The sequence below is a fragment of the Hymenobacter aerilatus genome (genome assembly GCF_022921095.1).
Classification (GTDB): domain Bacteria; phylum Bacteroidota; class Bacteroidia; order Cytophagales; family Hymenobacteraceae; genus Hymenobacter; species Hymenobacter aerilatus.
The window spans coordinates 1,193,469-1,214,171 of record NZ_CP095053.1 but is presented as its reverse complement, the minus strand read 5'-3'; the positions used below and the strand labels follow the sequence as shown (position 1 = coordinate 1,214,171).

Genomic DNA, 20,703 nt, shown 5'->3' with positions numbered 1-20,703 from the left:
TTCCCTCAGCCTGTCTTATATAATCCGACCAGTCCTATCTGGTCGGATTTTTATTTTTATCCCTACCCGGCTGGATGGTCCGGAAGGCAGACAATAGCTGTTATACTATACGCCTACCCAGTACAGCAGAAATTATTTACTTACCCATCTCTATTCAGAATTACAAAGCACCAGATATTTAGAATAGGTGATACTACACAGCTTTTACATTTTCCAAAGCAAGCACGCCTATTTGCAGCAGTGCATTGGCAATTGATAGACGCTACTCAATAAGCCGCATCACTTTCGACCTAGAATGGTGGAAGGGCTATATGAGTATCAGGGGGATAATAGTAGGGTCGGCTAGGTTACCTCTATTTCCATTTTTGAAATAGTATACTATGTACCTGGAACGGTAGCCATAGTACCGGACAAAGCAGAAAATCTACTACCAGCAGCTGTGTTTGCCGAGCACTGATCCAACCTATCGATTACGATAATCGTTATTCCGGTGCGGGAATAAACAATTTCGCTACGTACCACTTAGTATTTGAATGCCTACTCTTTCTTTCACCAATCTTCCTTTCTATGTCGCGTATTATTATTGTTTCTAACCGTTTGCCTACCAAAGTACAGCGTACCGACAACGACTTGGCTTTTACGCCCAGTGAGGGCGGCTTGGCAACGGGGCTGGGCTCTATCTACCGGGCCGAAGGAAACGTGTGGATCGGTTGGCCGGGCCTGGTAGTAGACGACGAAACGGAGCGACAACAGATAACAACGCAGCTGCGGGCCGACAGCATGCAGCCGGTTTTCCTCAACGACGACGAGATTAGGGGGTTTTATGAAGGCTTCAGCAACGAAACGCTGTGGCCTACCTTCCACTACTTCAGCCAGTATGCCGTGTACAACGAGCAGCATTGGGAAACCTACGTGGCCGTAAACCGGAAATACTGTGAAGCCGTGCTGGAAGCAGCCGGCGACGACGATACCATTTGGGTGCACGACTACCAGCTGCTGCTGCTGCCGCAGATGCTGCGCAAAGCCCGACCCCACAGCACCATTGGCTTTTTCCTGCACATCCCATTTCCGTCGTACGAGCTGCTGCGCGCCCTACCCTGGCGCACGCAGCTGCTGGAGGGTATGCTGGGCGCCGATTTGATTGGTTTCCACACCTTTGGCTATATGCGTCACTTCCTCAGCTCGGTGTCGCAGCTGCTGGGCTACCCCAGCCAGAACGGCCGCCTGGAACTGAAGAACCGCACGGTGCTGATTGATGCGTTTCCGATGGGCATCGACTACGAGCGCTACGCCAATGCCGCGGCCTCGGAGGTGGCGCAGGAGCACGAGCAGAACTACCTGGCAGCCCTGCCCAACGCCCGCATCATCCTGTCTATCGACCGGCTCGACTACACCAAGGGCATTGCCCAGCGCCTACGAGCCTTTGAGCTGCTGCTCCAGCGCTACCCCGAGTGGCAAGGCCAGGCTACGCTGATTATGCTGGTAGTGCCCTCGCGCGACCAGGTAGCCCAGTATCAGGAGTTGAAGGAGGAAATCGATGAGCTGGTGGGACGAATCAACGCGGAGTACCGCACCATCACCTGGAATCCCATTCACTACTTCTACCGCTCCCTACCCCTGGAGGAGCTAACGGCCCTGTACCGCATGGCCGAGGTAGCGCTGGTAACGCCTATCCGCGACGGTATGAACCTGGTATGCAAGGAGTTCATTGCCAGCAAAGCCGACCGCAGCGGGGTGCTGATCCTGAGCGAGCGGGCCGGCGCTGCCCGCGAGTTGTCCGACGCCCTGCTCATCAACCCCTCCGACATGAACCAGTTGGCGGAGGCCATGCACGAGGCGCTAATCATGCCCGAGGAAGAACAGAAAATGCGCTTGGCCAATATGCAGGCGCTGGTGCAGCACTACAACGTTTATCACTGGACAAGGCTGTTTATGGACCGTCTGGTGTACACTAAAATCAAACAAATGACCCTGGCTACTGAGATGCTCGACGCGGAGGAAGCTGCTACCCTACGCCAACAGTACACCACCACTTCGCAACGCCTGCTTCTGCTCGACTACGACGGCACGCTGGCTCCCTTCCATCCCAATCCGCAGAAGGCGGCACCCTCGGCGCAAATGCTGGAACTGCTGGCCACGCTGAGCGCCGATCCACACAACCGTGTGGTGATTATCAGCGGGCGCGACCGGCAGACGCTGCAACGGTGGCTGGGCCACTTGCCGGTTGATTTTATTGCCGAGCACGGCGTATGGCTGCGAGCTGCGGGCCAGGAATGGACGCTGTTTCAGCCCATGCGCAACGATTGGATGAAGGAAATTCGTCCTACCCTGGAGCTGTACGTGAGCCGTACGGCCGGGTCGTTCATCGAAGACAAGGACTTCTCGCTGGTGTGGCATTACCGCCGCGCCGACGCCGAACTGGCCGCCGTGCGCGTGCGCGAGCTTATCAGCCACCTCAGCTTCCTGACCAGCAACAGCGACCTGCAAGTGCTAGAGGGCAATAAGGTGATTGAGATTAAAGCCGCCGGCATCAACAAGGGCACCGCTGCCGCCCGCTGGGTAGCTACATATGAGCCCGATTTCATCCTCGCCATTGGCGACGACCGTACCGACGAGGACACCTTCGGCGCGATGCCTGAGGAGGCATTCACCATCAAGGTAGGCCGCAACAACCGCTCGCTGGCCCGCTTTCACTTGCCCGGCACTGCGGAGGTGCAGGAGCTGCTACAGAGCCTGGCCGAAGTGAGCGTGCCGCAGTAGGGCGCTCATTTATTGCTTAGTGATTTTATAACTTAGAACAAAAACGCGTGTCCTCCTGAGCGCAGCGAAGGATCTTCTCACGGTAAAACGAGTCGTTGTTACGTCTGTCGTTCTACCGTGAGAAGGTCCTTCGCTGCGCTCAGGAGGACACGCGTTTTCTTGCGGGGTGGATAAACTCTACAAGAAGTTCGGGCGGTCCAGCTTTTTGGAGATGCGGTAGGCGGCGTTTACCAAACCTACGTGGCTGTAGGCCTGTGGGAAGTTACCCCACTGCGAACCGGTTTTGGCGTCCACGTCTTCGGAGAGCAGGCCCAGGTGGTTGGTGTATTGCAGCAGCTTCTCAAACTCGCGGATGGCCTCGTCGAGACGACCGACGGCGGCTAGGGCCTCTACGTACCAGAAAGAGCAGATCAGGAAGGTGGTTTCGGGCGTGCCGAAGTCGTCGGCGTGGCGGTAGCGGTAGAACAGGCCTTCGGGGGTCATCAGCTCTTTTTCCAGCTCTACTAGGTGCTGCTTGGCTTTTTCAGACGCCGGGTCGAGGTAGCCCATCAGGATGAGCTGCATGGTGCTGGCATCGAGGTGGGGCGAGCCGATGGCGTTGGTATACACCCCGCGTTGCTGGTTGTAGCACTGCTCTATCTTGTCGGCGGCCTCGTCCATCAGTTCCTGTGCCATCTGCTGAATCTCGGGGTTGCGGAAATAGCTGGCCACCTTGCACGCGGCGTGGCTGCCGGCCCAGTGGAATAGGTAGGTATAGGCATGATACTGCGACAGGGTCCGGAACTCCCACAACCCGGCGTCGGGCTGGTTCATAGTCTGCCGAATCAGGCGCAGGGCATCGTAGATCAGCTTTTCGGTATGGGTGCGCTCGAAGTCGATAAAGCGTCTATCCACGTAAAGCGGCAGCAGGGCCACCAGCACCTGCCCATACACGTCGTTCTGAATGTGCGTGTAGGCGTCGTTGCCGATGCGTACGGGACGGTTGCCGAGGTAGCCCTCTAAGTCCAGCTCCTCCTCAATCAGCTTGGAAGCCCCGCTGATGCTGTACAGCGGCTGGTACTTGTCTTCTACCTTGGTAGAGATATTGGCGATGTAGTGGAAATAGCGCTCCATCTCCTCAAAGTGACCAATGTTGTTGAAGGCCGTGAGGATATAATAGGTGTCGCGCATCCAGCAGAAGCGGTAGTCCCAGTTGCGGCCTGAGCCGGGCGCTTCGGGTAGGGAGGTAGTAGTAGCGGCAATGATGGCCCCCGTGTCTTCGTACTGGTGCAGCTTTAGGGCCAGCGCCGAGCGAATGACGGCCGCCTGATGAAACGTGCCAATGCTCATGCTTTTCACCCACTTGCGCCAGTACTGAGTGGTTTCGCGCAGAAACCGCTCGGCGGTGCTTTCCAGCGGCGCTTCCAGCGGGGCGCCGTAGGTGAGCACTAGGTAGAACGTGTCGTTCAGGACAAAATCCTCGTCTTCGAGCACGTACGTGAGCGGAATATTGGTGGTCAGGCGCACTTCTTCTTCCAAGCCCAGAAACGCAATGTGGTTGGAGCTGCGGCGGCGGTTGAGCACCTGCTCGCCGTACTGCCCTACTGGCCGGCAACGCACGCGCACGCGGGGCGTACCCTGCAACGGCTCTACCTTGCGCACAAACATCAGGGGCTTGTAGTTGCGTTCGTACTGCCCAAAGCGCGGGGCAAAATCCGTGACGCGGTACCGACCGTCGTGCGTTTCTATCTCGGTGCACAGCACGTTGGTGTTGTCGAGATAGTATTGATTGCTCCGAAACTCCCCTTCGGCGGGCCGAATACTATATTCCCCTCCTTTTTGGGAATCGAGCAGACTACCAAATACGAAGCTACTGTCGAAACGGGGCCAGCACAGCCAACGCACGGCCGTGTCAGTACCAATCAAGCCTAGGAAGGCGCAGTTGCCAATTAGTCCCATGTTGTAGGTATGGGTGCGGGAGGTAGGGGGAAGTGTGGTCATTCGGAAGGAGGAAAAAGGAAGGGCCCGGCCACTATGGCGGGCTACTGGTGCTTTTCTAATACCCCACCGGGTAGTGTTGGGTTACGCGGCCCACTGCTCTTGTGCTAGCAAAACAGGCATTGTGGAGTAGGCGCAATAAAAAAGACGGCTGTAGGCAGCCGTCTTTTCTACAAGGTGTATGCAAACAAATAAGCTTAGCTCTGGCGGCGTGGGTCGTTGGCCGAACGGTCGCTCAGGTTTTCCACATCCACTTCCGTCTTGCGCACGGTATCATGCACGGTTTCTTCGCGCTCAGTCACTTCTTTACCCAGCGTCACTTCTTCTACCACGCGGGCTTCTTTGCCCACCACGGCGCGCTCAGCGCTTTCCGTTATTTCGATGTCGCCCTCCTTAAACGCCTCAAAATCGGCTTCGGTAGCAGGGCGGTCTACGGGCTTGCGGTCTACGTGCACATGTTCTTCCCGCAGACGGACGCTGGCTTCTACCGGGCGCTCAATAATGCGGCTGTGCAGACGGGCACCGCCAGTTTGCTCCACGCGCTTGCCTACCTGCAAGTTTTCCTCGATTACCTTAGCCGACACTTCACCTTCAGTAGTATTGGCAACAGCATTGGTATTGGTTGTATTGGCGGTGGCCGCCTGGTTCTTATAGCCCGATTGCTCGGCGCGCTCGTTCACGTCGATGGCCCCGCAGCGGTCCAGGATTTCGGCGGCTTGATGGGCGTTTTCGGCCGAGTGGGCGTGCACCGTCACCAGCGAGCCACTTTCGCGGGCAGCATGAGCATAGCGACGGGCAGTGTCGTCATCGTCATCACCGCCGAACAGGTTGCTGAAAAAGTCGCTGACGCTGTCGCTGGTGCTTTCTTCAGTATGGTTGGTATTGCGGTAACGGCCGCGGTTGGCAGTAGCGTTGTCGTCATCATTGCGCGAGGCCACATCCACGTGGTCTAGGCTAAAGCCGGCGGCGGCAAGTTGCTGAGCGGCAGATTGCGCCTGAGCGGCAGTATCGAACATTCCAATTACGGTCTGAGTCATTGTTTTAGGGGTTAAAGGCTGGGGTGTAGTGGTGTAATAGAGTTAGGTGAAAATTATTGATCTGTCGAAGGCGTATCTGCTTCAGTGGTTGGGTGGCGCTCTACGTGCACTTCTTCACGGCGAAGTGTCACAGTTTCTGTTTCGTGCGTTTCCACTTGCTGCTTTAGAATGTGCAGTTCTTCCACAATCAGCAGGCGCTTCATCACGATTTCGCGCACCACTGGCACAATCAGGGTGCTGCCTTCGTAGCGCGGGGTAGGCGGCGCCACCCCATCGGCCACAAACTCATTGACGGCCACGCGCTGTACCTGCACTTCCTCGTGGCGCAGTATCACATCTACTTCTTCCTGATGCTCGTGCACAGTTTTAGAAATGCGTACCCGGCCACTCTCCACTACGTCGCGGTGAATGACTGCCCGCTCCTCTAGCACCAGAATTTTGGCCGAAGAATGCGGTGGTTGATTGGCAAGCTCATCGGTAGGCATGGGTCGTGGGCTCTCACCCAAATCAAGTTTGAAATGATATGTCCGTTCTTACGGCCACACCTCAATCAAGTTATTGATAATCAATTTACTACCGCTGAGCTATTGTTCTATACCAATAGTACTATTCACATACTCTGCGTACCTCCCCGGGGTGGTGTAATGTTCCCTATCTGCTCCATAACAGTCCGTTTGGCTTTGCTTTGCTGGCCGGCCAAAAGTTGCAGAATAAGGTTGTAGCCGACGGGCCGACCTACCCGGATAAAAACTGTAAATCGGCTTGGCGGGCAAGTCGTCCTACCCATATCAGGCCGGCGAATGCAGGGTAGGCGCACCGAAATTTCTGCGTGAATCGGCCTCGTGGCCCTACCTTTGCTTGCGCTTCGGCGCTTGCTTCGTTTGTCCGCTTCTTTTTTGCTGCCCGTGCTATTGCCCTCTACCTTGCGTCGTGCCCTGCAGGGCACAGGTTGGTTATCGTTTTTCGTGCTGTTGTGGCTGTCTCCCTCCATTAGCTGGGCGCAGCAGCCTACCAGTCCTGCTCCGGCGCCAGATGTGCCGGCTGCTACCCCTGCGCCTGCTTATCGCACTAACCAGGCACCGGCCCCCACAGCCGTTAGTCCTGCGGCCACCCGTAGCGCCACGCTGCTGCGCGAGCTGCTGCTGCGCACCGATACCACCAACTACGCCCTCAGCCGCAACATGATTAATGTGCAGGGCGAGCTGAACCTGTATTTCTACTACCGCCAGGAAGACGAAACGGCCGAGATTATGGCCTACCCCGTGCGCATGAACCCCAGCGCGCCGCTGCGCCTGGTGCGCTCTGCCGATTTTCAGCAGCTGGATTCGCTCACGCCAGTCAACAACGAGTACTACCGCACCAAAATCCGCTTTAAGGGCCTAACGGGGGTGCGCTACCTCAGCCTCACCTTTGCCCAGCCTAACCTCGACAGCCTGCGCGGCCCGCAGTTCACCCAAACGGTGCAGTTGCTGCCCGTCACGCGCACCTCGCTCGACTTTCGCGTCACTGATACGGAGCTGTTTGTGGGCGAAGAAAAGGTGTTTGACCTGACCAGCAACAACGTAAAAAACGTGCGTGCCACCGGCGAGTGGACCCACGGCCAGGACATCGACTACCGCGTGGCCCAAGAAAACGGCGGCCTGAAGCTGCACGTGCTGCCCAACGTAACAGGTACGCGCAGCATCACGCTACGCATGCAAACCGAGCGGCCCTTCCTGATTGAAAATGGCCGCAAACTGAGTTATTCCCTGCCCCCTATTCGGCAGGAATTCACGGTAAAGAGCAGCCGTTTACGCTTTCTAAGCGTTGATAAAAAGGAAATTACGCTGGACGAAAGCTCACGCCGCAAAGGCGTGGAAATCATCCTCGACAACGGCCGCACCTTCGACCTCAAGCACACCTACCGGGTAGAAGATCAGGAAGAAGCTGGCGGGGCGCTCATTGCTGAAATCTTCACGCGCCAGTACCTCTCCAACGACCGGGTGCTGTGCTGGCTGCGCGTGTACAACACCCACCGCCAAACGGATAGCTACCTCTACATCAAAGACGGCGACCAGCCTAAGTACATCACCAACTTCAATATCTCGCCCAAAACCACCATCAACGCCGTGAGCGTGCGCCACCGTGGTGGCGACTGGACCTCTAATACGAATGTAAATCCTGGCGAGACGGTAGACGTGCGCCTGGAGGGGGAGTCGCTGCTGAAGGCGCCGTTCCGCTTCGAGGACGTACACGTGGTGCCTTCCGATTCGTCGGTGCGCTCCGAGTCGGCGGTGATTTACCGTTTGCAGGTGCCCATTGGCATTGATAAGAAGCGCGTGGCGATTTACAACGGCAGCCAGAACACGGGGCAGGGCCTCAACGTGCGCGAGTTTCAGCGCCCCCACCCGCTGGATTTTGTGAAGGTGACTTTTGGGGAGGCTGCCCGCCCCGTTACGACTCTCAACGGCCCCATCCTCTACCCCCGCACCGTCCGCGACGTGGTGTTCTCCTTCGACGCCAACGCCATCGACTCGGAGCAGCAGCTGTATGGCAAGCAATACCTCACGTTTCAGGTTAGAACGCAGGATGCCAAGGGCAACCTGATTGAGATGCGCACCATCGAAAACGTGGTGGTGTGCCCCGGCGACAACTCGGTGCGCGCCGCTTTCTACCGCGACCCACAGTGCCAAGTAGGTAATATCAACCTAAATAGCTTGCTCTCGCGCAAAACCTATGACCTCGACGACTGGGCGCATATCTATGTGACCGTGCAGCACCAAGCCGGCCAATACGGCGACAAAGGCTACTCTCAAACGCTGGACCTCGTGTTGCAGCGCAAAGTGAAGTTTGACATCGACATCAGCTTTCCAGCCGGCCTGCTTACCAAGCAGCTCAATGGCACTGGCGAAAACAACAATTACACAGCTTTTAGCGGTATTAGCCTGGCTACGCTAGCCCAGCTTACTTTCTACAACCCCAACAAGATTAACAAGCCGCGGCCCTACAAGGTAGGGGCAGGCTTTGTGGCGCTGAATGCCTTCAACCTCAGCCAGACAAACAATGCCAACCGTGACCTGGGCATTGTGGTATTGGGCTCGGTTTACCCTACCCGTAGCGACGCTAAGCTCACCTTCCCGCTCTACCTCGGCGGGGGCTACTTGGTGAACAGCGGTAAGTTGTTTTTCCTGTTTGGGCCAGGCATTGGCGTACGCTTATAACTACGCTAGCTGTTACTAAACAGAAACGGGGCGCTCCTAATAGGAGCGCCCCGTTTCTGTTTAGTGGCTGATGCAGTTGTCTGCCTTCGTACGCTTACACGAGTGTATTGCCTTCGGTGGAAGTTGTAGATGGCGTAAGCAGAGCCAGCTGTGCCCGTAGCTGCTGCACTTCGTGCTCCAGGGCTAAATTCCGGAAAGCCACCTTCACTTCCAGATCTTCATAGGCCTGCGAAAGTTGCTCCTGCAACTGACGCATCTGGGTTACGTCGGTATTGGTACCAAACCAGCGCAGTATGTCGCCCAGTGGATTGCGCAGGGGCACAGCCCGCGAGAGAAACCAACGGTACGTGCCATCCTGCCCGCGCAGCGGGAAGGTATCTTCCCACGCCTCGCCGGCGGCAAAGGCCTGTTGCAGCCGTTCTACCACTCCTTGCACATAATCGGGGTGGTGCACTTGCTGCCAGTTCTGACCCTTAGACTGCTCCAGGGTAGTGCCGGTGTAGTCGTACCACCGCTGGTTGTACCACGTCACGTTGCCCTCCCCGTCGGCAATCCAAGCGAGCTGCGCTATGCTGTTCGCCATAGTAGCCAAATCGGCCTCGCGCTGGCGCGCTAGCTCGTGCGTGTCTTTCTGAGCTGTTATATCGGCAATGGTGCCGATGAAACGCTGTGCCTGCGTCCGTTCCGGGTTGAAAAACGCGCGCCCAGTGGCGTGGGCCCAGCGGGGTGGCATGTCTGGCTCGTTCCAGCGCGTACGATAGTCAATGGCATAAGAGCCCGACCCGGCCGGGTCCAGGGCCTGCGTGACGGCTGTCTGCGTGGCGGCACGGTCGTCTGGGTGCACGCCATCCAGGAATTGCTCGTACGTAACGTCTTGGTCGGCTGAGAATCCAAAAATCTCCTTACAGCGCGCCGACCATACCAGACTGCCGGTAAGCGGGTTGAAATCCCAAGTACCCATGCCGGCAGCGTCTACAGCCGTTTGCAGGCGCTCGAAGGTAGGATTAGAAGTAGCAGTAGACATACAGTAGAAAAGCGTTGGGTCTGCATCAGCAAGAGTCGCTGATGCAGGTATTCTAGCTGCATCAGCAGCTACGCTCTACTTACCGCGCCCCAATCGGGCAGCGAGCGGGAACATAATAAGCTGAGCGAAGCATAGCAGCAACGAATAAACACGGCCAAATATACGTAGTGTAGGCGCACAAGCTTAACGAGAAATGCTTTGGTTGCGATGCATGGCAGTTCTCGTCGATGCACACCGGTGTATTTTCCTGTGGCAATAGGCAACAAGGTGTCAGCCCAAGGGACTTGACCTACACACGAAATGCATATTTTTCACTAAAAAATCATCGCTCGCGTCAAGTAAAGTAAACGAAATAGGTGTGGTTTGACGTTGTATAGACAAAGGCCGATACTGCGCATCGAGTAGGATTTTTTGATGTCTTGTCCGGCTTCTGTCCTCATCCATTCAGAATTTACCTCTATGCTCTACCCTGCTTTCCGCCGTCTGGCGGGTCTGTTCCTAGTCCTGGGGGTATTGTTGACCACCAGTTCCTACGCTCAAACGTCTACGGGTCAGCGCGACGTGCTGCGCGATATCACTTCGGTGGTAGGCTTGAAGCCCCGCTTCGAGTTGCAAGCCACGTCGGAGGTTGAGAATGCGGCGGCTGTAGTGTACAACGGCCAGCGCTATTTGTTGTATAATCCGCAGTTTGTGGCGGCCGTGAACCGTGCTGGCCGCACCGACTGGGCTGGCACTAGCATTCTGGCCCACGAGATGGGGCACCACCTCAATGGCCACACCCTCACCGGCCGCGGCTCCAACCCCGCCGACGAGCTGGAAGCCGATGAGTTTTCGGGCTTTGTATTGCGCAAGATGGGCGCCAGCCTGGCCCAAGCCCAGGCCGCTATGGCGGTAGTATCAGACGAGTATGGCTCGGCTACCCATCCCGGCCGCACCCAACGCCTGGCAGCCATCAGCCGGGGTTGGCAGCAGTCGAACACCCAGATTGCGGCTAGCTCCAAAGTAGCGGCTCCATCGGCGGCTCCTGCTGTGCTGCGGCCGCAGACGACGGCGCCCGCTGTGGCTCGCAACGTGTCCAGCCGTCTTTCCATTGTGGGTAAGCTCACCTTCCGCGATGCGCCGGATGAACCGTTTTACCTCACCAACCACCTGAATGTAGTGCACGTGGAGCCCGGCACCCGCTCGGCCGAGGTAGTGGGCCATATCACCCGTTCCGACGACGAAGATTTCCCGCTGATTCTAGTCGATTCCAAGCAGCGCCGCCTATACATCGATACCTCTGGGGCAGTGTACAACCCCAACGGCCGCTTGGTAGCCATGCTCACCGACCCCTCGTAGGGTAGGAGGACCTAGTATCACCCAAAACAAAGCGCCAACCGCATGCGGTTGGCGCTTTTGCGTTGCACTTGCCAAAATCGAGGCTTTGCTTTACGTCTTGCGCTTGTACTACCCTTATGAAGTTTCGCTGGCATCCGGTTTTTCGTGGACCGTAACGGGCACCGGCTGACACTTGGGGCAGTAGTAGGTGGCCCGGCCGCCCACGTATTTCTTCTCGATTTCAGTGCGTGGGTGGCGCGGACAAAACCGGTGCTTGTCGGTACCCGGCGTGGCCGAGTCGTCCCACTCGCGGGCGTGAATCAGGAACGACGCCGGAAAATGGCGGTACGTAGCTTCGTGCTGAATGGCCGTTTTCAGCACAAGTTGAATAGCAGCGTGCAGGGCTTTAAACTCCTTCTCGGTAAGCGTATTGCACAGCCGTTCGGGGTTGATTTTGGCTTGAAACAGCACCTCATCTACAATCCAGTTGCCGAGGCCGGCAGTGATGCGCTGGTCGAGTAGAGCGGGCTTTAGCAGGGTTTTCTTCTTGCCGAGCGCCGCTTGCAGTTGCTCCCAGGTGATATCGAGGGCGTCGGGACCCAGCTTTTTCAGCTTCTGATACTCGGCCACACTCCCAGCTAGGCGGATGCGACCAAACTTGCGCGGGTCTACGAAGGCGATGCGCATGCCGTCGGCCAAGTGCAGAGCTACACGGGTGAAGCGCGGCGCGTCGGGGTCGTCTCGATAGGCGCCCACGTCGCCAGTCATGCCAAAGTGCAGCGCCAGCACAGTGTCATTGTCGAGTTCGAGGAAACAGTTTTTGCCCAAGCGGCGCGTGGCCGTCACCTGCCTACCCACCAGGTAGCGCCGCAGCGTGTCCTCGTCGGTGGTGAGCACGTGGGCGTCGCGCACCTCTACCGCTGTAATGGATTGATGTAGAATAAGGTCGTCGAGGAATCGGCGGTAGGTTTCGACTTCGGGTAGTTCGGGCACGAGGCAGGAAGTAATAAATGGTGAGTAAACAACGCGCCGCTCTACAGTTGAGTTTCGCCATTATTCAAACAACCATGCCTCGCAGACCTACCTATCCGTTTACCCTCTTTCCACGCTGCCCGCCAGCACCAGCGTATCGCCCGGCTGGTAGGGCGTGGCGGTAGTTACCTCTACGCTCATTACCTCCTCGCCTACCCGCACACGCAAGGTTTGGCCAGTGGCAGAACGCTCGGCAGCCACTACAGTGCCGATCAGCCGGAAGGCAGGTGTTACTTCAGCGCGGGGCAGCACCTCCGCGGGCGTACCATCGCGTACCACCCTACCCCCCTCCAGCTCTACGGCGCGAGTAGCCAGGCGGGCAATTTCGGCGTAGTCGTGGCTGACGAGCAGGGTAGTGAGCTGGAAACGCTGGTGGGCCGCGGCCAGCGCCTGTTGCAGGCGCAAGCGGGTAGGCACATCAAGAGCGGCCAGGGGTTCATCGAGTAGGAGCAAGCGGGGCTGCCGGGCCAGCGCCCGCGCCAGAGCCACACGCTGCTGTTGCCCTCCTGACAGCTGCTGCGGCCGTTGTCGGGCCAGCTCGCCCAGGTCCATCAGCTCCAGCAATTCATCCACTAGCGCTTTGTCCGACCCATCAGGTAGGGCAAACTCCAGGTTCTGGCGCACCGTCATATTCGGAAACAGCGCGTAGTCTTGAAACACAAACCCGATGCTGCGGCGCTGGGGTGGCAGCCAGATACTGCGGGGCTGGTCGTACCATGTCTCCTCACCTACCCGTAGGTGGCCGCTGGCCGGTCGGCTCAGGCCTGACAGCAGGCGCAGCAGCGTGGTTTTGCCGGCGCCCGAGGCGCCGTATACCGCCACCAGCTCGCCGGGCGCCACTGTCAGGCGCACGTCCAGTAGTCCTGGGCCATGCGCAGTTTGCAGGGGTTTGGTGAGGTGCAAGTCAATCACAGCAGGCGGCCGGCAGAGCGTTTGGTGAAAGTAGCCAGCAACAGCAGCCCCGCAAAGGACAGCCCCACCAGCACCAGCGCGTAGTGGTTGGCGCGGGCGTAATCGAGGCTTTCGGCGGCGTCGTAGATGGCGATGGAAGCAACCCGCGTTTGGCCCGGAATGTTGCCGCCAATCATCAGCACCACTCCAAACTCGCCCACGGTATGCGCAAACGTCAGCACTGCGGCGCTGAGCAGGGCCGGCCGGATGTTGGGCAGCAGCACCCGCCACAAGGTCGTCAGCCGCGACTTGCCCAGCGTGTATGCCGCTTCGCTTAGCGAGCGGGGTAAATTGTGCAAAGCTGCCTGCACCGGCTGCACCATAAAGGGCAGGCTGTACACCAGCGACCCAATCAGAATGCCGCCAAACGTGAAGTTCAGCTCCAGCCCCAACGTGTGCACCAGAAAGCGTCCCACCCCGCTATCGGCACTAAAAGCCAGCAGCAGGTAAAACCCAATAACCGTGGGCGGCAACACCAGCGGCAAACTCACCAGCGCCTCCACCAACGCCTTTCCCCGAAAGCGCGCATACGCTAACCAGTACGCCAGCGGCACGCCTAGCAGCAACAGCAGCAGGGTAGTAAGGGCGGCCAGCTTGGCAGTGAGCAGTAAGGTTTGGGAGAAGTCGGACAAGGGGATAGGGTTGAATAGTAGCAATTTTGCGGTGCGTCGCTAATCTGTCACCCTGAGCGCGGCGAAGGACCTTCTGCCCGCAGAACGGAGTCGTTATTACGTTAATCGTTCGGCAGGCATAAGGTCCTTCGCTCCGCTCAGGATGACAAACGTTTGGGATTTCCGCCCTACCCTACTCAAACCCATACCGCTTCAGCGCCGCTTTAGCTGGAGCACTGCTGATAAATGCCGTGAACGAAGCTGCCGCCGAATTGCCGGCGGCGCGCTTCATTACCACGAAGGCTTGTTCCAAGGGCGTGTGCGCATTGGCGGGAATAAGATAGTAGTGCCCCTGCCGGCGTAGCTGTGGGCTGCGGGCCAACGACAACGCCAGTAGCCCCGCTTCGGCGGCGCCAGTAGTGGCATACTGAGCCGTTTGGCTGATGTTCTCGCCCAACACTAGGCGCGGTTTCAGTTGGTTGTAGAGGTTGTAGTGTTGCAGGGCCTCTTGGGCTTTCTGGCCGTAGGGCGCGTGGGCGGGGTTGGCCACGGCAATTTTACGAATAGCCGGGTTCAACAAGGTGTTCATGCCCTGCGTGCGTGGGTCGAACTTTTTGCTCCACACCACCAGCCGGCCGGTAGCATAGCGCTGGGGGGCGCGGGCCGTAAGGCCCTCTTGATGCAGTTTTTGAGGGTAGTTGCTGTCGGCAGAAAAGTAAATATCGAATGGCGCGCCGTGGCTGAGCTGCTGGTAAAACTTACCCGAGGAGCCATACACTACTTTCACTTGCTGTTGTGGGTGCTGGCGACGGTAGATGGTGAGCAGGGAATCCATCACGTATTGCAAATCGGAGGCGGCGGCAATGGTGAGCGGCGGCGGGGCTACCGGGCTAGGCGGCATCGCCCCTGCGCTACCGAGTAGCAAGAGCACTATAGAAAGCAGGAAACGGAAACGGGGCATAGTGTAAAAGAGAAATCAAAAGAGCGACGGCATGCCAACTGCCGAGCGCTATATACGCAAAGGTATAACGGTGAATCTGGTTTTCTGGTCGCGTGTTTTGGGTGGGCGTGTGGTTTTTATTTATCGTTTACCCCACTTTTTCCGTAAACCAAGAATGGTAGGCTTTGGCGTACCGGTTGCCGCGTGCTGTGTCGGCAGCCTTTTTTGTTTTGCTTTCGCACCTCAACTTCTTTCAATCTTTCCATATCATGCCCGAAAACCAACAATCCCTGGACCAGCTGAGCGTCAACACCCTACGTCTGTTATCCGTTGATATGGTGCAGGAGGCCAATTCCGGCCACCCCGGCTTGCCGCTGGGCGCTGCCCCGATGACCTACGTGCTGTGGTCGCGCTTCCTGCGCTTCAATCCCCAAGACCCGGAGTGGCCTAACCGCGACCGGTTTATTTTGTCGGCGGGACACGGCTCGGCGCTGCTCTACAGCCTGTTGCACCTCTACGGCTACGATTTGCCGATGTCGGAGCTGAAGCGCTTCCGGCAAATGGGCTCCAAAACGCCCGGCCACCCCGAGTCGAACCTGACGGCGGGCGTGGAGGTAACCACCGGCCCGCTGGGCCAGGGCTTTGCCAACGGTCTGGGCATGGCTATGACGGAAGCTTTCCAGGCTGCTACCTATAATAAGCCCGGCCACACCGTGGTAGACCACTACACCTACGTATTGGTGAGCGACGGCGACCTGATGGAAGGCATTGCTTCAGAGGCTGCCTCGCTGGCGGGTCACCTCAAGCTGGGCAAGATGATTTACCTGTACGACGACAACAGCATCTCACTCGATGGCCCTACTAGCCTCGCCTACACCGAAGACCCGATGGCCCGCTTCGATGCCTATGGCTGGCACACCCAGACAGTAGGCGACGGCAACGACCTAGACGCTATTGAAGCTGCCATCCGCGAAGCACAAAACGAAACGGACCGCCCATCGATTATTGCCGTGAAGACGATTATCGGCTTCGGCTCGCCATTGGAAGGCACCAACAAGTCGCACGGCTCGCCTCTCGGCCCCGATAACGTGCGCAAAACCAAGGAATTTCTAGGCTGGAATCCAGATGAGAAGTTCTTTGTGCCTGAGGAGGTGAAACAGCACCTGCTGGAGCCCGGCCAGCGCGGCGCCCAGTTGCAACAAGAATGGAACGAGCAATTTGCCGCATATAAGAAGGAATTTTCCAACGAAGCACAGGCATTCGAAACGGCTTTCAGCCACGACCTACCCCAGGGCTGGGACGCTGAACTGCCCGTGTTCAAGCCCGCCGATGGTCCTTTGGCTACCCGCCAGGCCTCGGGCAAAGCCCTCGTGGCTCTCAAGAAAAGCGTACCCTACCTGTTTGGTGGCTCTGCCGATTTGGCCTCGTCCAACGACATGTCGACCAAGGGGGAGGAAAGCTTCCAGCCGGGCCGCTACGAGGATAGCAATATCTGGTTTGGGGTGCGTGAGCACGCCATGGGCGGCGCCCTTAATGGCATGGCCCGCCACGGTGGCGTGCGACCCTACGGCGGCACCTTCCTGAACTTTTCGGACTATATGCGCGGCTCCATTCGCCTCACGGCGCTGGCCCAATCCACGGCCACGTTCGTGTTCACGCACGACAGCATTGGCCTAGGCGAAGACGGCCCTACCCACCAGCCGGTGGAGCAGATCATTGGCCTGCGCACGGTGCCCAACCTGATTGTGCTGCGCCCCGCCGACGCAAACGAAACCGTGGAATCGTGGCGCATTGCCCTCACCCAAGCCGAAACGCCGGTGGCGCTGATCTTGTCGCGCCAGAAGCTACCCGTGCTGGATCAAGAAACGATGGGCTCAGCTCGCGAAGGTGTGGCCAAAGGCGCCTACATCCTGAAAGACGCCGACAACGGCCAGCCGGAATTAATTCTGATTGGCACCGGCTCGGAAGTATCGCTAGCCTTGGAAGCCCAGGAAAAACTAACCCAGGAAGGTGTGGCCGTGCGCGTGGTAAGCATGCCCTCGTGGGAGCTGTTTGAGCTGGAGAAGCCCGAGTACCAGCATCAAGTCCTACCCCCCACTGTGCGCAAGCGCATTGCCATTGAGGCCGGCTCGCCCATTGGCTGGCACAAGTACGTGACCGACGAGGGCACTACCATCAGCATGAACCGCTTTGGCGAATCCGGCCCCGGCGAGGAAGTGATGGCCGAATTTGGCTTCAGCGTAGACAACGTAGTGAAACAAGCCCGCGAACTGCTGAAAGGCAATGACGTTGGCATTGAGAAGAAGGAAGTGCTGAAGTAATCTGTCATTCTGAATGGAGTGAGGAATCTGAGTAACAAGCAGCCGTTTTTCCTCAGATTCTTCACTCCCTTCAGAATGATAACTACTCCCCCCTCCCTACCTGGCAACGGTTTCGGTATTCCCTTTTTAAATCCGTTAGCCTGAATATTTGGTTTTCCCTAGCTTAGCGCCGCGAACTGTCCTAACACGTTTCCGGTCGGGGCACTGGCCCCAGCTTCTACCCATTTCTTATGAACGCACTCAACAAAATCCGCGAATTCGACCAGAGTATCTGGCTAGACTTCATCCGTCGCAAAATCCTCATCAACGGTGAGCTGGTAAAGCGCATCAAGGAAGAAGATTTGCGTGGCGTGACGTCGAACCCGGCTATTTTCGAGAAAGCCATTGGCGGCAGCGACGACTACGATACTACCATTCGGGCTCTGGCCTTGCAAGGCAAATCGGCCGACGACATTTACGCTGAGCTGGCCGTGGCCGACGTGCAGCACGCCTGCGACCTGTTTCGCCCGCTCTACGACAGCCACGACAACTCCGGCGACGGCTACGTGAGCCTGGAGGTAGGCCCTAACCTCATCAACGACACCGAGGGCACTATTGAGGAGGGCCTGCGCTTCTGGAAAGCCGTAGACCGCCCCAACGTGATGATTAAGGTACCTGCTACCCTAGAAGGCTTACCCGCTATCCGCAAGCTCATCTCGGAAGGCGTGAACGTGAACGTGACGCTGATTTTTGGACTGGAGCGCTACGAAGCGGTAGCCGAGGCCTACATCTCGGGCCTGGAAGACCGCGTGAAAGCCGGCGGTGCCATCGACAACATCAACTCCGTAGCCAGCTTCTTCCTCTCCCGCATCGATGTGCTGCTGGACCCCGTGTTGGAGAAAATAGTGGAAGAAGGCGGCGACAAAGCCAAAATAGCCGAACCGCTGGTGGGTGAAGTAGCACTAGCTAGCGCTAAAAAAGCCTACCAGCTCTACAAAGGCATTTTTGCCGGACCGCGTTGGGAAGCGCTCAAGCAAAAAGGTGCCAATACGCAGCGCCTGCTGTGGGCCAGCACTGGCAACAAAAACCCCAAATACGACAACCTGCGCTACGTAGACGGCCTCATTGGTCCGGAGACGGTGAACACCATTCCGGTGGAGACCCTAGACCTGTTCCGTGAGCAAGGCAAGGTAGCCAACACCCTGGAAACCAACCTCGACCAGGTAGACGAAGTACTAAACGCCCTACCCAAACTGGGCATCGACCTACAGGAGCGCACGCAGTTCCTGGAAGAAGACGGCGGCCAGAAGTTCAAAGAGCCCTTCGCTAAGCTGATCGACTCGATTGAGAAAAAGCGCGTGCAAGCGCTGGACTTGCAACCCGTAGCTGCCGACATGCAGCTGGGCCAGTATCAGCAGGAAGTTGACGCTAAAATTGAGGAGTATAAGAAGTCGGACTTCATCACGGGTTTCTGGAACAAGCAGGCCGACCTGTGGACGCAGGACGCCAAAGCCCAGGAGAGCATCCGCAGCTACATGGGCTGGCTGCGCGTGGCTGAAACCATGGTAGACGAGGTAGGCCGCCTAGAGCAGTTTGCTCAGGAAGCCAAAGCTGAGGGTTTCACTCACGTGGTAGTGATGGGTATGGGCGGTAGCACTATGGCGCCCATCGTGTTCGAGAAGTCGTTCCCGAAAGGCGAAAACGGCCTCGACGTGCTGATTCTAGACACCACCAACCCCGGTACGGTACAGGAGATTGAAAAGGCCGTGCCGCTGGAGCACACGCTGTTCATCGTAGCTAGCAAATCAGGCACCACGGCCGAGCCGCTGGCGTTCGGCGACTACTTCTACGAGAAGGTGAAAGCCGTGAAAGGCGACAAAGCCGGTGAGAATTTCATCGGCATCACCGACCCCGGCTCCCCGTTCATCGAAACAGCAAAAGAGCTGGGCTACCGCAAGGTGTTCCTGAACTTCCCAGAGGTAGGCGGCCGTTTCTCGGCTCTCACGTTCTTCGGACTGGTACCAGCTGCGCTCTACGGCATCAACGTGGGCGAGCTGTTGGCCCGCGCCGTTATTATGATGCGTGCCTGCGGTGCCTACGGCCCCAGCGACAACAACCCCGGCTTGCAGCTAGGTGCTGCGTTGGGCGTGCTGTCTACCCAAGGCCGCGACAAGCTCACGCTGGTAGTGCCTAAGTCGCTGAGCGACCTAGGCTTGTGGCTGGAGCAGTTGCTGGCGGAAAGCACTGGCAAGGAAGGCAAAGGCATTTTGCCGGTAGCCGGCGAGCACCTAGGCAAGCCCGAGGTGTACGGCCAGGACCGCGTGTTTGTGTATGTGGGCTACGAGAACGAAGCCGACGAGGATAACACGCAGAAGCTGAAAACCCTGCAAGAGGCAGGCCATCCGGTTATCACCATCCGTATGAAGGATGCGCTGGACCTGGGTGCTGAATTCTTCCGCTGGGAAGCTGCTACGGCTATTGCCGGTGCAGTGCTGGGCATCAACCCCTTCGACCAGCCCAACGTGCAAGCCGCCAAAACGGCTACCGACAAGATTATGAAGGAAGTAGCCGAAAAAGGCAGCCTACCGGAGCAAGAAAAAGCGCTGTCGGAAGGTGGACTGGACTACTACTCGTCGGTATCGGGCGGCTCGGCTCAGGAGCTAGTACAGCAGTTCTTCGCGCAAGCCAAAGCCGGCGACTACGTTTCCATTCAAGCCTACCTAACTGAATCGGCAGCGGTGAACGAGGAGACGGCAGAGCTACGCCAGAAGATTCAGGACAAGCTGCACGTGGCTACCACGTTCGGCTACGGTCCGCGCTTCCTGCACTCTACCGGCCAGTACCACAAGGGCGGCCCCAACACGGGTCTGTTCCTGCAGCTCACGGCGGGCCACCCGCAGGATCTGCCCCTCCCAGGCCGTTCTTACTCTTTCGGCACCCTGCAAGACGCCCAGGCCCAAGGCGACCTGGAAGCCCTGCAAAGCGCCGACCGTCGCACCCTGCACGTGCACCTCGGCAACGATGCCGCTGCAGGTTTGAAAACGCTGTTGGCTGCTTTCTAAAGCAGTTTTCAGATGAATAAAAAAGGAGCCAGCGGTGTAAGCCGCTGGCTCCTTTTGTTTGTTTTCCTTAAACTTTTACGCTTGGGCTGCGCTCAGTATGACGCTCTTTTTTATCAAATACTTTTCCTATGACATCTTCTGATTCCCCTACCCTCACAGTAGCTCAGCGCCTAGCAGAGCAGCTAAGCGCCACGGCCACAGCCCGCACCGTATACGGCGAGCCCGTGGAGCGCAACGGCCTCACAGTAATTCCCGTAGCGCGGGTCGTTTATGGTTTTGGTGGCGGCGGTGGCGGCCGCCTTCCCGATGCAGCTGGCTCCGGCGGTGGTGGAGGGGTGGTCGTTACGCCCGTTGGCTATATTGAGTTGAAAGAAGGCGCTACCCGCTTCCGGTCCATCCGCAGCTCTACAGCATCTATCATTGCCGTGAGCGGGGTAGTAGCGTGGGCGCTGCTGCGGAGCCTGCCGAAGCTGTGGAGGTAGAGGTGATAAA

At 57.8% G+C, this 20,703-nt stretch carries 14 protein-coding genes; 6 read left to right on the top strand and 8 right to left on the bottom strand.

The annotated features are described in order from the left end of the window. Nucleotides 1-567: 567 nt before the first annotated feature. Complete coding sequence (locus MUN82_RS05120; RefSeq protein ID WP_245095478.1) at nucleotides 568-2,760, top strand: bifunctional alpha,alpha-trehalose-phosphate synthase (UDP-forming)/trehalose-phosphatase; 2,193 nt, start codon at nucleotides 568-570, stop codon at nucleotides 2,758-2,760. Nucleotides 2,761-2,937: 177 nt separating this feature from the next. Here MUN82_RS05120 and MUN82_RS05115 read toward each other — a convergent pair whose 3' ends face one another. The 3 genes from MUN82_RS05115 to MUN82_RS05105 all read right to left on the bottom strand — a co-directional run bounded on the left by MUN82_RS05115 (nucleotide 2,938) and on the right by MUN82_RS05105 (nucleotide 6,259). Further along, nucleotides 2,938-4,740: a glycoside hydrolase family 15 protein gene (locus MUN82_RS05115; protein WP_245095477.1), complete on the bottom strand. Its 1,803-nt coding sequence runs from the start codon at nucleotides 4,738-4,740 to the stop codon at nucleotides 2,938-2,940. Between the two features lie 194 nt (nucleotides 4,741-4,934). Further along, a complete protein-coding gene (locus tag MUN82_RS05110; protein ID WP_245095476.1) occupies nucleotides 4,935-5,774 on the bottom strand; it encodes a YsnF/AvaK domain-containing protein in 840 nt (279 codons plus the stop codon). 53 nt (nucleotides 5,775-5,827) lie between these two features. Beyond that, the gene (locus tag MUN82_RS05105) at nucleotides 5,828-6,259 is read right to left on the bottom strand and encodes a YsnF/AvaK domain-containing protein (RefSeq protein WP_245095475.1); all 432 of its coding nucleotides are present in this window, start codon (nucleotides 6,257-6,259) and stop codon (nucleotides 5,828-5,830) included. 396 nt (nucleotides 6,260-6,655) lie between these two features. Here MUN82_RS05105 and MUN82_RS05100 point away from each other — a divergent pair, with 396 nt between their 5' ends. Continuing rightward, entirely contained in the window at nucleotides 6,656-8,974 is a 2,319-nt protein-coding gene (locus tag MUN82_RS05100; RefSeq protein ID WP_245095474.1) for a hypothetical protein, read from the top strand. A gap of 94 nt (nucleotides 8,975-9,068) precedes the next feature. Here MUN82_RS05100 and MUN82_RS05095 read toward each other — a convergent pair whose 3' ends face one another. Continuing rightward, nucleotides 9,069-9,998, bottom strand: coding sequence for a PAS domain-containing protein (locus tag MUN82_RS05095; RefSeq protein ID WP_245095473.1), 930 nt, complete (start codon nucleotides 9,996-9,998; stop codon nucleotides 9,069-9,071). A gap of 459 nt (nucleotides 9,999-10,457) precedes the next feature. Here MUN82_RS05095 and MUN82_RS05090 point away from each other — a divergent pair, with 459 nt between their 5' ends. After that, nucleotides 10,458-11,336 carry a M48 family metalloprotease gene (locus MUN82_RS05090; protein WP_245095471.1) on the top strand — a complete coding sequence of 293 codons (879 nt, stop codon included), beginning with the start codon at nucleotides 10,458-10,460 and terminating at the stop codon, nucleotides 11,334-11,336. 114 nt (nucleotides 11,337-11,450) lie between these two features. Here MUN82_RS05090 and mutM read toward each other — a convergent pair whose 3' ends face one another. The 4 genes from mutM to modA all read right to left on the bottom strand — a co-directional run bounded on the left by mutM (nucleotide 11,451) and on the right by modA (nucleotide 14,870). Then, complete coding sequence (gene mutM / locus MUN82_RS05085) at nucleotides 11,451-12,308, bottom strand: DNA-formamidopyrimidine glycosylase (protein WP_245095470.1); 858 nt, start codon at nucleotides 12,306-12,308, stop codon at nucleotides 11,451-11,453. A gap of 99 nt (nucleotides 12,309-12,407) precedes the next feature. Beyond that, nucleotides 12,408-13,259 (bottom strand): ATP-binding cassette domain-containing protein, encoded by an 852-nt coding sequence (locus MUN82_RS05080; RefSeq protein WP_245095468.1) that lies wholly within the window; start codon nucleotides 13,257-13,259, stop codon nucleotides 12,408-12,410. Then, nucleotides 13,256-13,930, bottom strand: coding sequence for a molybdate ABC transporter permease subunit (gene modB / locus MUN82_RS05075; protein WP_245095466.1), 675 nt, complete (start codon nucleotides 13,928-13,930; stop codon nucleotides 13,256-13,258). Before modB ends, MUN82_RS05080 begins: the two co-directional genes overlap by 4 nt. A gap of 172 nt (nucleotides 13,931-14,102) precedes the next feature. Then, the gene (gene modA, locus MUN82_RS05070; RefSeq protein WP_245095464.1) at nucleotides 14,103-14,870 is read right to left on the bottom strand and encodes a molybdate ABC transporter substrate-binding protein; all 768 of its coding nucleotides are present in this window, start codon (nucleotides 14,868-14,870) and stop codon (nucleotides 14,103-14,105) included. A 248-nt stretch (nucleotides 14,871-15,118) separates the two neighbouring features. Between modA and tkt the strand changes: the two genes are divergently transcribed. The 3 genes from tkt (at nucleotide 15,119) to MUN82_RS05055 (ending at nucleotide 20,693) form a co-directional block, all read left to right on the top strand. Then, nucleotides 15,119-17,170, top strand: a complete 2,052-nt coding sequence (tkt, locus tag MUN82_RS05065) for a transketolase (protein WP_245095463.1) — start codon at nucleotides 15,119-15,121, stop codon at nucleotides 17,168-17,170. 230 nt (nucleotides 17,171-17,400) lie between these two features. After that, nucleotides 17,401-20,211 (top strand): bifunctional transaldolase/phosoglucose isomerase, encoded by a 2,811-nt coding sequence (locus MUN82_RS05060; protein WP_245095461.1) that lies wholly within the window; start codon nucleotides 17,401-17,403, stop codon nucleotides 20,209-20,211. 128 nt (nucleotides 20,212-20,339) lie between these two features. Next, complete coding sequence (locus MUN82_RS05055) at nucleotides 20,340-20,693, top strand: spore germination protein GerW family protein (RefSeq protein ID WP_245095460.1); 354 nt, start codon at nucleotides 20,340-20,342, stop codon at nucleotides 20,691-20,693. The last annotated feature ends 10 nt before the right edge of the window (nucleotides 20,694-20,703 follow it).